Genomic DNA, 12,713 nt, shown 5'->3' with positions numbered 1-12,713 from the left:
TAATCAAATCTCCATATAAAAAACTGATCGGTTGCAATGTATTGTGGCTTCTCCAGATGTTCATATTCTGGATGGTGAATGAAGATCTGGGGCAATACGACATAAGATATCTTAACGCAGAAATTTTTTTCCAGTATTCATTGTTCGTTTCTTTTTTCATATACGTAATTTAGATAACCGATGAAAATATCCATCTGCAGTTGATAAGTGTAAAATTATTTCTAAACGAAACACAATACGTAATACTGAAACCAGATATCGAAGGAAAATATGGAAGGGCAAAGGTTTCAATAGGCAGAAACGAAGGTGATTTTTACATTTATATAGAAGCACCTGATACAGGATCGCTGAGAACTTCATTGTCCTCAATTGCGAGACTCTTTCATGTGATGGATAGTGTGGAGGGATTGATCAATGGTTGAACCCAATATAAGCGCATATCTGCAGAACCAGCTGCGACAGGCGCAGGAATTAGAAGAAAATATTGAAAAACTGGCTACACAGAGATATCAGCTTGATCTTAGTCTTAAGGAGATGCAGAAAACTCTAGATGAACTCAATAAGCTGGATGATAACACACCCATATACCGTACTGTTGGATCTATTCTATATAAGGTACAGGACAAGAAGAAACTAGTCGACGAACTTGATGAACAGATAGAACTTGCAAAGATCAGGATATCGACGCTAGAGAAACAGCAGAAATCCCTAGAGGAAAAATATAAGGAGTTGCAGAACGCCATACGTGAGCGTTATAATCAGGAGAATAAGAAAGGTGCCACAAGTTGATCGATTTCCTAGATGTCCAGAAGGAAACCCCAAAGATAAAAGTAGGAATTGAAAAAGTAGGGGTAAAAAAAATAAATTTTCCATTGAAGAAAGGCGACGATTTTGCCTTCCTCACCATTAACCTGTTCGTAAATATACCACCGGAGAGAAAAGGGGCAGATATGTCTCGAGCGGTGGAATCGATACAGAAGGTTCTGAATAACATGTCGCCTACCGATAAAATAGGTGATATAGGCCTCGAAATATGCGAAGAAGCGCTGTTGAGATTCAATTATTCCGAAAGGGCCCACTGTAAGATTGATATAAGATATTATAAAAAGGATAAGGAAGGGTATCTCGAATATCAGATGTACGTGAATACGATACGGAGCAGAAAGGAGATTTTGAAAAACGAGATAGGTATATCTTACGTAAGCATGACCGCATGTCCCTGTGCGATGGAGACCACAAGGACACTCATAAGCATTGAGAACCCGAATCTGACAGAGGCACTATCATCAATTCCCACAATAACTCACAACCAAAGAAACATAACAAAGATCATAGTCGATAATAGGAGCGGAAGAGTGGACATGTGGGATATTGCAGGGGTCATAGAAAAGGTCCAGGGCAAACCCCTGGATTCTCTACTCAAAAGAGTCGAAGAGGGTAATCTGGTATATCGGGCGCATAAAAATCCGAAATTTGTGGAAGACGTGGTTAGGGAAATAGCGTATCAGGCTGCTAGGGATCTACCGCTCCCAGATGAAGCTGAAATAAGGGTCTCTTCAGAAAGCGACGAGAGCATACATCCACATAACGCGTACGCTGAGATACAAATTACTGCTGGAGATCTTAGAAAAATCTCTGGGCTTATCGATCCCAATTAAGGAGTTCATCATATTCTTTCTCCTATTAGTTCCATTATCTTTTTTCTCACCATTGAAGAACTGTTGAGATTTCCATCGTATTTCGATATTCTGATGATACGCGCATCAACTCCTATTTGCTCTAGTCTTCTTCTGAGATCTGCTTCGTTGAACTTCTGGTCGTATCCCAGGGTTATTACATCTGGCATAACCTCTATCACGGTCTTCATCATATCATCCTCATGGCCGAGAATTGCACGATCTACAGGTTTCAGCTCTGAGACAAGTTTTAGTCTTGAGTTTTCATCAAATATCGGTATCTTGCCATTCTTCCTTGCCGTAGAGTCCCTGGCGACAACCACGACAAGCTCATCTCCAAGCTTCTTGGATTCCCTAAGATAATGTATATGCCCAAGATGTATGATGTCAAAGACGCCCGTGGCCATGACTCTTGTCATTGATGCGCTATTTTGAGATTGTAGATAAACGTTTCACCTGTATATGTATCATATTGCAGAAACCTTACGCTACACTTCATAAAAATACTGCTATATCCATACAATGGATAAGGGGTTCAATGATACTGCGAAGATACAGAAGATCCGATCTGGATCAGATAGCTGAACTTGAAAAAAGAGCATTCACCGTGGGCCCATATTCCAAACGGTATCTCCGGATCGTGCTTGAGGATCCTGAGGCAATAAGCTTGGTCGCACAGATAGGTTCTGCCATATGTGGCTATCTGGTCGCACTTCCAGCCGAGGGGGGATCAATAGATATAGAGAGCATCGCAACGGATCCTGATTTCCAGAGGTCTGGAGTTGCAACTAGGATGATGTCGATGCTCATGCAGATCGCCTGCGAAAGATACGAAAGTATAATCCTCGAAGTTCGCGAGAAAAACAATGAGGCAATATTGTTCTACAGAAAAATGGGCTTCGAAATAACAGAGTTTCTAAATGGGTATTACAGGGAATATTATCTTGGATCAAGGAATGCCTACAGGATGAGGAAAGTATGCAGAAAATAATATGGGATCAGTCGAAATCTTTGTTTCTCTCCATATCCTTATAGACATCTGCAATTTTCTTCGCGGTATCAACAAGTTCCTCAAATGACACATTCAACCTTCCCCATTTGAAGGGCTTGTCGCACCATCTGGGTATCACATGCACGTGGAAATGCATGACTCTCTGATTTGCACACCAGCCGTTGTTTTGCCCTATATTTATACCATCAGCCCCCATGGCTTTCATGGCCGCTTTTGCCACCCTTTTGGCCATTAGCTGCACTTCTAAGTAGTACCTGTTATCAATATCGAATATGTTTTCAAAATGCTCCTTTGGAATAACAAGTATATGCCCAGGTTCTACCGGAGCGTTATCCATGAATGCAATAACCATATCATTCTCTGCCACAATTGCCGCATTTCTTTTGCTTATTATCTCATTGCAGAAGACGCATGAAGCATCCAATACCATTCTGAAACCCCTCCAATACCTGCTCTTGCTTCAGGATCGTAGACGCAGATCCGACTGCAATGATATCAAAGCTCATCACAGGCTCTCCCGAACATCCATCTGATCGAAATTTCACTTGACCACCCAATGAATTGGTCTTTAAAGATATTTGCTGTCTGGGAATAGAAAGCAGAATTGCATGATCGCCCTAAAAGGTCACTGATGGTGTTGCAACCGTGTTTGGATTATATGATCAATGGGAGAAATTAGCGATCAGGATTAGATCATTTGAACATGAAAAATTTAACCTTAACGTTGCATTTTTCGTGTGAGAACGCTAAAAGTTAAAATAGAATAAATCGTTATGATGAAGCATGTACGGAATGAACGGCAAGATCCTCTGGGCTGACCTTACTAATGAAAAAATGTGGGTTGAAGAAATTTCTGAGGAAGTATACAGAAAGTATCTTGGAGGCGTTGGCCTTGGTGCATATATTTTGAACAGGGAGATAAAGGGCAAGATAGACGCACTTGGTCCCGACAATATACTTGGATTTGTCACAGGCGTATTCAACAGCCATAATGCGCCTCTTGGCGGAAGGTTGGAGGTAGTCGGCAAATCACCCATGACAGGAACTTGGGGTGACTCCAACTGTGGTGGGAAGTTTGCACCTGAACTTAAGAATACTGGCTTCGACGCACTTTTTGTGAAAGGAATAGCAAAGCGTCCGGTTTACATCAAGATAATTGATGATAAATACTCCATAGAGGATGCAAGCAGCCTGTGGGGCAAGGATGCCTATGAAACTGAAACTGAGCTGAAGAAGATCGACCCCAAAGGGCAGGCCATGGTCATTGGGGTTCCAGGAGAAAAGATGCTGTATGCTGCAGCCATAATGAACGAGTATGGAAGAGCATCGGGTAGATCCGGACTTGCCGCCGTCATGGGATCCAAAAAGCTCAAAGGAGTGTTCGCGCGTGGAACGAAGAAGGTACCGGTGTATGATGAGAAGATGCTGATGGAGACCATCAAGAAAGCGCAGATACAGTTCAGAAACTCTATGAATCTTGTGAATCCATGGCATATGTTCGGTACCACACAGATAACTGAATCTTCCCATCTCAACGGTGATACACCGATAAAAAACTGGGCTGGCGTTGGTATAGTGGACTTTGGAGAGGAAAACGCGAAGAAGATCAGCGGTGAAGAGATAAGGAAAGATGTCTTGAAATCCTATGGCTGTGCACAGTGTACCCTCGCATGCGGTGGACATGTCAAGAGAGAGACAAGATATGGAACGGTCGAAGGTCATCGCCTTGAATACGAGGGTACCGGTGCCTTCGGTGGCCTGAACCTGATCGCTGACCTGGACGCCATGTCCATGTCGTTTGAACTGTGCAACAGATACGGGCTGGACATAATAACAACAGGTGCAGTCATAGCCTTCGCAAACGAGCTATACGAACGTGGGATACTGACCGAAAAAGACATAGGTTTCAAGATAGGCTTCGGGAACCCTGATGCTGAGGTCAAGCTGACCGAGCTCATAGGTAAGGGAGAGGGTATAGGAAGAATACTCGGAATGGGTCAGAGATACGCGGCAAAGGTTATAGGTAAAGGTGCCGAGGAATCTGCAATGGAGATCGGCGGCCAGGACCTTCCAATGCACGATCCAAGACTCATGCCAAGCCTTGGAAACACGTATATATCAGATGCAACCCCAGGAAGACACACGGCAGGAGGCATCGGCTTCAACGAGGGCTTCAAGCTTGTCCTTCCATTCAAGCACAAGGAGAGCTGGGCTAAGGTACCTAGGTACGAATACCACGGAAAGGCCTACTGGCAATTGCTCTCTGTTGCAGGCCAGGAAATACTGAACTCCACCGGCATGTGCCTGTTCTCAACGAACATATGGCCAAACAGCTATCCGTACACGGATCTCATAAAGGCCATAACCGGATGGGATATGACCGAGGATGATCTTGTAAACATAGGGTGGAGAATACAGATGGCGAGGCACCTCTTCAACGCTAAGCAGGGCATCAACCAGTACGAGATAAAACCACCAGGCAGGGTTATGGGATATCCGCCACTAAAGGCCGGACCCACGGCTGGCGTTTCGATAGATTACGAAACGCTGAGAAACGAATATCTTACCCAACTTGGGTTATCCAAGGACGGCAAGCCCGATCCGAACATACTGAAGAAACTGGACATAGAACCGGAAATAATTGCGGGTATATGAATTCAGGATCCCGCATAATACTGGTTTTTTTCTATTTTTCCTTTCAATCTAAGTGAGTTAAGCACAACTGTGCTTGAGCTCATGCCCATCGCAAATGCAGCCAGTATGGGAAGAAATGAGTATATGCCTGTACCAAAGACCGGAACAAGGACACCTGCGGCGACAGGTATCAGCGCTGAGTTGTATGATATGGCCCATATTATGTTCTGCTTCACCTTCGATATGGTCTTGGATGATATATCCAGTATGGCGGGTATGGCCCTGAGATCGTTTCTCAAAAGTACAAAGTCTCCCTGGTTCCTTGTTATATCAGAACCGGAACCCATTGCAACACCCACATCAGCCTGTTCCATGGCAACTGCATCGTTTATACCATCCCCAACAAACATGACATAGTCTCCTTTTTCTTGGTAACTACGGATAATTTCGGCCTTTTCCTCTGGCTTCAGCCCCGTGTATATCTCATCAGGACCGACCGATTCCACGACCGATACTGACCTTCTGTTCTTATCTCCAGTCAGCACGGATATTTTCATACCTCTGGCCTTCAGTTCCGCTATCGTTTCCCTTGCTTCAGGACGGATCCTGCTACCAACCACAATTAAACCGCGATCGACTCCATCCACCCTTATCCTAAGATCTCCGTTATCATCTGATACGACTGATACCGAATGACCGTTGCATCTACCCTCTATGCCGTATCCAGGGGTCTCTATGACCTGATCGACTTCAAGCTCCGAAACTGAACCTGCATACTCCACTATAGCTCTCGCTACCGGATGGTTTGAGTGAGACTCAATGGCTGCGGCCATCTCCAGGGCTTTTGGATCGCCCGAATATTCAAGCACATACATCTCAGGCAGGGTCAGCGTTCCGGTCTTATCAAACACAACCCTGTTGATCTTCGTTGCTCTGTCCATTGCGCCTGTGTTCTTTACCAGAATACCCACACCGAAGGAACTCTCCGAAGCTATCAAAAGCGTTATAGGTCCGGCAAGCCCGATTGCACATGGACATGCTATGACTATGACCGACACGAAGGAAAGTATTGCCACCTCTATGAAGTATGGATCACCTATTGATCTCAGATAGAAAAACCAGAAGAGAAATGAAATAGTTGCCGCCAGCAAAACCACGGGAACAAAGTAGGAGGAGAATATGTCTGCGAGCCTCTGTATCTTCGTCCTTCCTGATGAGGCCATCTTTATGAATGAATAAATCTTACCAACCGTGGAATTGGCACCGACAGCCTGCACCCTTATCACCAGGTTGCCATTCAGGTTCTTCATACCAGATGAAACTGAATCACCCGGGCCCCTATGGGTAGGCAGGGATTCACCCGTTATCATGGATTCGTCTATATCAGCTGACCCGCGTTCCACGACACCATCAGCTGGTACAACCTCCCCTGGACGCACCTCTATGAGGTCTCCTGGAACTATCTCAGAGGATCTGACATCATGGATACCACCATCATGGACAAGATGCATATTATCAGGGATGAGTGATATGATCCTGTTTCCTGCATCACTGGCCTTTTTCTTCGTCAAATTCTCCACGTATGATCCAGTAAGTATGAGAGAAACGATGAAATCTGATGAATCGTAATAAACCATCGAGTGCGGGATGGCATGCGGGAAGAATGAGACGAAGACGGAGAAGAAGAAAGCGGTTAGAACACCCAGAGATACAAGAAGATCCATGTTCCCGCTCCTGGATCGTATGGCGCTGATGGCCCCAGGATAGAATTGTGTGCCTGAATAGAATACAACCGGAATGGACAGGATCAACAGCAGAATGTCATGAAACACACCGCTGTAGATATAGGTAAGGACCATCACGGGGATCGAGAATATCCATGCAATCGCCAGCTTTATTGCAAGATTCCTTCCCTGCTTCTCAGGTTCCATGAATTTATCCATGCATGCCTTGGAGCAGAAATAGTACCTGGTTCCATCTTTGTCTATGTACAGATCTGAGGTTTCTGGAACGTACATTCCACATACTGGATCGGTCGCCATGGCGGATCAATTGCCTTGGTAAAGTTAAGGCTATTCTGTGCATTTTGCATGGGATATTTTTAAACGTATGCTGTACATTAGGATGTATGATAGATCCGGTATGTGGTATGAAGGTGGATAAGAACGCGAAATTCAGATCGTCCTACAACGGAAAGGACTACTATTTTTGCAGTGAACACTGCAAAGTGGAGTTTGATAAGAATCCTATAAAATATACAAGATAAAAAACTTTATTAACTTGTATAGGTTATAAATTCATGGCAAAATATGTATTTAAATGCGCCGATATTGGTATGAATTGTGGTTTTGAAGCCTCGGAAAAGAGCATCGATGAACTGATGCCTAAGATCGTGGAACATGCCAAGACTGCACACAACATAACGGAAATAAACGAAGACCTGAAAAATAAGGTCACCGCGGCAATAAAAAAGAAAATGTTCTGATGAAATTACGGCGATATTTTGAAGCCGTCATTGAATTAAAGACCAGCGTATGTACGTGTCCTGATCGTTTTTATCGTTTATGTGGGCTGATCCGGAAGACTCTAAAGATTCTGGAAAACCGTATTTTTAATTTGAAGAGATCATTGCTGATCTCTGAAGAATTCAAGCTCCATCAGAGATCTGGATCTTATTTCATCTGCCTTCGGATATTCAAATGTTCTTTTCCCGTGAGAAAGGTATTTCACTAGAAGGTTTTTCATTTCCCCTCCACAGACGCATTTCTTCTCCTGAATGTCGGCGGGCACTACCTCAACGCGGTGGCATGCGCTGCATCTGAGGACGTTTTTTCTACCTGACATCTTTCCCCGCTTCGTCTCTGGCTTTCCGTTAACTTCCACTATGTCCATGGCAAAATCGAATGGCCTGGCAGATGAGATAGAAGTGCCAACTCCGAATGCCTCTGCGCCGGCCTCCCTCAACTTTTTCACGGTGTTTTCATCCAGACCGCCAGATACCATGATCTTTATATCTTTCCTTCCGCGTAGCGCGAGCTCCCATCTTACCTCCCTTATAAGGGCCTCAAAGTTCCCTCTCCTTGACGAGGGGGTGTCCAGCCGTATATAATCAACCCTGTCGAATAGTTCGGCTACCTTTATCGCGGCAAATTTCTCGTCCATGTATGTATCTATAAGAAGCACTGATTTTTGGCCATTCTTTGTGTTCTCCAGAGTTAGCCTCCATGCATCCTCATCACCGAGCATTATGGAGAGCGCATGGGGCATGGTTCCAACGGGTTCATGGCCGATGAGCTTAGCCCCGAGGACGCCTGAAACGCCGTCTGCCCCACCTATGTAAGCTGATCTGTCTATCATTGGCGATATCGCAGGATGCATTCTCCTTATCCCAAAAGAGAAGAATGGAAGGTTCCCGGCAGCTAGCCTCACCTTTGAGGCCTTTGTAGATATTCCGGAAGCCTGGCATATGAAACCCAGGATGGCCGTCTCATAAGCACCAAAATCGCAGTACCTGCCCTCCACCCTTATAAAAGGCACCGGCATACCGTTTGCGTCCCTCGGATACAGAATCGTACCCTCAGGTATTGCATAAAGATCGACATCTTTCCCTTCAAGGAGCTTTACGACCTCGTCCAGTCCAGTGAAGTTTATCCATGTATCCAGCGGACCAGATACAGTGGCCTCCATGGCTACCCTGAGATCCCTGCATCTTTCACCGATTGCTGCTATGGTTCTCTCGAAATAGACATCAGAGGCCAATCCATTCCTTATATCTTCATCATCTGCTATGTTGAACACATTCATGATCTCAACTCCAATCCCTATGCATGACCTGATCATCTTCCATTCCAGCTCGGCAATGGCAGAGGTGCAATCAGGGCGTACCTGTCATCCTGCACGCCGTTAATAGCATTTTCCCAATGGGTGCATCTCTGCTAATCTATCTTTCTTAATGGAATTATGGTATCGTATGCTAAATATGTATGAATATTTACCTCAGAGTTCCTCCCCCTCACGCGTCGATCTGACGATTCATTATACCTGCTGTTAGTTTTCATCGGCTCAGATATGGATGGAGATACGGCGTGGAATCTGGCGATGATGCGGACACAGTTTATCGATGTTTCAGAGTTGATTTACCACCATATGGTTTTTTCGCCCGTATCCTCTATATGTATGCCGTTTCCCGTGAGTATGTTTCTTATCTGATCTGCCTCCTGAAACTTCCTTTCGGCCCTGAGCCTCTTCCTGAATTCTATAAGATCGTTCACGATGCCAGTGAGAGTCGCAGATTCTGGGAACAGTATACCGGCAAATCCATCCACCCACATGAAAACTCTCATGGCATCCTGCGCACTTGACCTAGACAAATTATCTATCTCTCTGTTCAGATCACCCGCGAAGTCAAGAAGGTCCCTGAATACAGACCTGAAATCAAAGTCGTCAGATGCCTCATTCACCATCCTGTTTATGATGGAGGACGGATCCACCGATAGATTCGATGATCCTGATACGCCAGCAAGTTTTCTGAACGTGCTGTTCAGGTATTCCACCTGTTTTCTTGATTCCTCGAGGAGTTCCTTGGAGAAGTCAAGCTGTGTCCTGTAATTTGCGTTGAGAAGCGCGTAGCGGAGATCCTCCGGCCTGTACTCCTTCAATACCTCTCTTATGGTGATGAAGTTTTTCAGGGATTTAGACATCTTTTCGTTATTCACATTTATCATGCCGGTGTGTATCCAATAATGGGAGAGATATTTCTTTCCGCTTATAGCCCTCATCTGTGCTATCTCGGCCTCATGATGCGGAAAGATTAGATCCGAACCACCGCCATGGATATCGTATTCCGGCCCAAAGTAGGTCTCGGTGATGGCAGTATCCTCTATATGCCATCCTGGCCTTCCCGGTCCCCAGGGTGAATCCCAGTAAGGCTCCCCGGGTTTCCTCTTCTTCCATAGAACGAAGTCTTCAGGGTTTCTCTTGTTTTCATTCACTGCAACCCTGTATCCGTGTATTATCTGATCAAGGCTCTGATTGGAAAGCTGGCCATAATCTGAGAACTTCTTCACCTCAAAGTAAACCCCGTCGGCCGTTTCGTAGGCATAACCACCTTCAATGAGGCGGTTTATCTGCGATATTATTTCCTGTATGTAAAGCGTTGACTTTGCGAAGTAATTGACAGAGTTGACCTTAAGCGCTGACATGTCTTCGAGAAATTCTCTGAAATATATCTCCGCAACCTCATGCGGTTCAATATTCATCTCTCTGGCCCTGTTGATTATCTTGTCATCTATATCCGTTATATTCTGGAGATAGAAGACAGAATAACCCAGGCTTCTGAGGAATTTGGCTACTGCATCGAAGAATATGTATGTCCTTGCATGCCCTATATGGAAATGATCCTGCACTGTTGGGCCACACACAAACATGTTAATGCGTCCTTTGTGCATCTCCGTAAATTCCTCAATGCCGCGCGTAAGAGTGTTGTACATCCGCATTAATGATCATTCCATAATCGGTCTTCATGATATATATATTGATCATGAATTTCTGAGATGCAGAAAATGTGAATTGGATCTCGATGACTTTGATAGCCTTTATATATCAACTGGTATATCATTATACATGTTATTTTCTGCTGTTGCTGATACATTTGAAAAGATGGAAAACACCACCAAACGGCTAGAGCTCACGGATCTTCTTGTGAACCTGCTAAGATCCGCTGACGAGGATCTGCCCCTGCTCGTATACCTCGTTGAGGGAAAACTTGGCCCGGATTATCTGGGTATTGAAACACAGATGTCCGATAAGCTCATCATAAAGGCGCTCTCCATGGCTTCCAACATATCAGAAGAGGACATATCCAAGGATTACGCCAAGGTCGGAGATATAGGAACTATAGCTCGAGAAATAGCAGAAAAGAGGAGCCTTAAACCCCTCGTACAGGAGGAGATCACGGTGAAATACATACATGATACGCTCATGAGGATGGCCAGATCCTCCGGTTCTGGGAGTACAAAGGCCAGAATAGACGCGTACATGGATCTTTTCCTGAACAGCACCCCAAAGGAGATAATGTACATAACCAGGATAATAACCGGTAAGCTCAGAATTGGCATATCTGATGCCACAATACTTGATGCCATAGTGAAGGCATTCGCTGATGAGAAGTACGCAGAAGATATAGAAAATGCCTTCAACTTTCATCCGGACCTGGGCTACATAGCGTCTGAACTAAAGAAGGGAAACATAGATGACATACTGAAGCTGGGCCCAACACCCATGATCCCATTCAAAGTGATGCTCGCTGAACGCCTCAGATCCGTTGAAGAGATACTAGACAAGATGGGGGGTAAGTGCGCGTTTGAATACAAATACGATGGCATGAGGACAGAAACTCATATTGAAAAGGGGAAAGTGAGACTCTTCTCCAGGGGAAATGAGGAAACAACAGATCAGTTTCCGGACATAACGAAGGCCGCCTCAGAGACCTTCAAGGTTGAGTCCGCAATCCTTGATGGCGAGGCTGTGCCATACGATCCGGATACCGGTGAACTCTATCCGTTTCAGGTCATATCACATAGACGTGGAAGGAAGTACGATCTGGACAAGGTATCGTCTGAGATACCGATAACTGTATTTCTCTTTGACATAGTTTATCTCAACGGCAAGGATCTGTCGAAAACACCGTACTCTGAAAGGAGAAGGGTGCTCGAGTCATTGTTCAATGAGAGCGACAGCTTCAGGCTTGCTAAGAGGATAGAATCGGGTGATCCAGCCGAGGTGCATCGCTTCTTCAACAGCGCCATAGAGGATGGATGCGAGGGCCTTGTTGCCAAGAGCACGTCTCCCGATTCTTTCTATAAGGCCGGAGCCCGCGGATGGCTATGGATAAAACTCAAGAGAGACTATCAGGCACAGCTATGGGACACGCTGGATCTTACCGTTGTAGGCGCATTTTATGGACACGGAAGGAGAAAGGGTACCTATGGAGCGCTGCTGCTCGCAACATACAATGATAAGAACGACACCTTCGAAACGGTCTGCAAGTTGGGATCTGGGTTCTCCGACGATGTTCTCTTTTCTCTTCCAAAGAGGTTCGAAAATTACGTATCAAAGGAGAAGCCTGCACGTGTCATAAGCAACCTTGAGCCTGATGTCTGGTTCTATCCATCCGTGGTGATGGAGGTTATCGGTGCTGAGATAACGGTAAGTCCGATACATACCTGTGCCTACGGTGAAATAGAGAAAGATTCTGGGCTCTCAGTGAGATTTCCAAGATTCACTGGAAAATGGCGCGATGATAAGAAACCTGAAGATTCAACAACATCAAGGGAGATCCTTGAAATGTATAAGGAACAAAAAAAGACTATAACGGAGGAGAAGAGTTAAAA

At 45.0% G+C, this 12,713-nt stretch carries 13 protein-coding genes; 8 read left to right on the top strand and 5 right to left on the bottom strand.

The features are described 5' to 3' along the window. Window positions 1–200 precede the first annotated feature (200 nt). From F6Q11_RS05285 to mptA, 3 genes are read left to right on the top strand one after another with little or no spacing between them, the layout of a single operon-like run. Window positions 201–422 carry a KEOPS complex subunit Pcc1 gene (locus tag F6Q11_RS05285; protein ID WP_297026907.1) on the top strand — a complete coding sequence of 74 codons (222 nt, stop codon included), beginning with the start codon at window positions 201–203 and terminating at the stop codon, window positions 420–422. Next, complete coding sequence (locus F6Q11_RS05280) at window positions 415–789, top strand: prefoldin subunit beta (RefSeq protein WP_297026906.1); 375 nt, start codon at window positions 415–417, stop codon at window positions 787–789. The genes F6Q11_RS05285 and F6Q11_RS05280 overlap by 8 nt, the downstream gene beginning before the upstream one ends. Further along, a complete protein-coding gene (gene mptA, locus F6Q11_RS05275; RefSeq protein ID WP_297026903.1) occupies window positions 786–1,658 on the top strand; it encodes a GTP cyclohydrolase MptA in 873 nt (290 codons plus the stop codon). Before F6Q11_RS05280 ends, mptA begins: the two co-directional genes overlap by 4 nt. Before the next feature lie 8 nt (window positions 1,659–1,666). Here the strand turns inward: mptA and F6Q11_RS05270 are convergent, their stop codons facing one another. After that, the gene (locus F6Q11_RS05270) at window positions 1,667–2,095 is read right to left on the bottom strand and encodes an FAD synthase (protein ID WP_297026900.1); all 429 of its coding nucleotides are present in this window, start codon (window positions 2,093–2,095) and stop codon (window positions 1,667–1,669) included. Between the two features lie 119 nt (window positions 2,096–2,214). Between F6Q11_RS05270 and F6Q11_RS05265 the strand changes: the two genes are divergently transcribed. Next, window positions 2,215–2,667, top strand: a complete 453-nt coding sequence (locus tag F6Q11_RS05265) for a GNAT family N-acetyltransferase (protein WP_297026899.1) — start codon at window positions 2,215–2,217, stop codon at window positions 2,665–2,667. A 7-nt stretch (window positions 2,668–2,674) separates the two neighbouring features. Here F6Q11_RS05265 and F6Q11_RS05260 read toward each other — a convergent pair whose 3' ends face one another. Next, a complete protein-coding gene (locus F6Q11_RS05260; RefSeq protein WP_297026897.1) occupies window positions 2,675–3,118 on the bottom strand; it encodes an HIT family protein in 444 nt (147 codons plus the stop codon). Between the two features lie 353 nt (window positions 3,119–3,471). On the opposite strand from F6Q11_RS05260, the gene F6Q11_RS05255 reads away from it, so the two are divergent. Beyond that, window positions 3,472–5,343, top strand: a complete 1,872-nt coding sequence (locus F6Q11_RS05255) for an aldehyde ferredoxin oxidoreductase family protein (protein ID WP_297026895.1) — start codon at window positions 3,472–3,474, stop codon at window positions 5,341–5,343. Window positions 5,344–5,345: 2 nt separating this feature from the next. Here the strand turns inward: F6Q11_RS05255 and F6Q11_RS05250 are convergent, their stop codons facing one another. Continuing rightward, window positions 5,346–7,364: a cation-translocating P-type ATPase gene (locus F6Q11_RS05250; protein WP_297026894.1), complete on the bottom strand. Its 2,019-nt coding sequence runs from the start codon at window positions 7,362–7,364 to the stop codon at window positions 5,346–5,348. An 86-nt stretch (window positions 7,365–7,450) separates the two neighbouring features. On the opposite strand from F6Q11_RS05250, the gene F6Q11_RS05245 reads away from it, so the two are divergent. Both F6Q11_RS05245 and F6Q11_RS05240 read left to right on the top strand, forming a co-directional pair. Then, window positions 7,451–7,588 (top strand): YHS domain-containing protein, encoded by a 138-nt coding sequence (locus tag F6Q11_RS05245; protein WP_297026893.1) that lies wholly within the window; start codon window positions 7,451–7,453, stop codon window positions 7,586–7,588. A gap of 33 nt (window positions 7,589–7,621) precedes the next feature. Next, on the top strand, window positions 7,622–7,807 hold the full coding sequence (locus F6Q11_RS05240) for a DUF1059 domain-containing protein (RefSeq protein WP_297026892.1): 186 nt from the start codon (window positions 7,622–7,624) through the stop codon (window positions 7,805–7,807). 140 nt (window positions 7,808–7,947) lie between these two features. Here the strand turns inward: F6Q11_RS05240 and F6Q11_RS05235 are convergent, their stop codons facing one another. Next, complete coding sequence (locus F6Q11_RS05235) at window positions 7,948–9,126, bottom strand: nicotinate phosphoribosyltransferase (protein WP_367119333.1); 1,179 nt, start codon at window positions 9,124–9,126, stop codon at window positions 7,948–7,950. Between the two features lie 332 nt (window positions 9,127–9,458). Then, window positions 9,459–10,817: a cysteine--tRNA ligase gene (gene cysS, locus F6Q11_RS05230; protein ID WP_297026888.1), complete on the bottom strand. Its 1,359-nt coding sequence runs from the start codon at window positions 10,815–10,817 to the stop codon at window positions 9,459–9,461. Between the two features lie 127 nt (window positions 10,818–10,944). Here cysS and F6Q11_RS05225 point away from each other — a divergent pair, with 127 nt between their 5' ends. Beyond that, window positions 10,945–12,711 carry an ATP-dependent DNA ligase gene (locus F6Q11_RS05225; RefSeq protein ID WP_297026886.1) on the top strand — a complete coding sequence of 589 codons (1,767 nt, stop codon included), beginning with the start codon at window positions 10,945–10,947 and terminating at the stop codon, window positions 12,709–12,711. Window positions 12,712–12,713: the final 2 nt, after the last annotated feature.

It is taken from the genome of Thermoplasma sp. (assembly GCF_008709555.1).
Lineage (GTDB): Archaea > Thermoplasmatota > Thermoplasmata > Thermoplasmatales > Thermoplasmataceae > Thermoplasma.
This window is presented reverse-complemented; position numbering and strand designations above follow the sequence as displayed.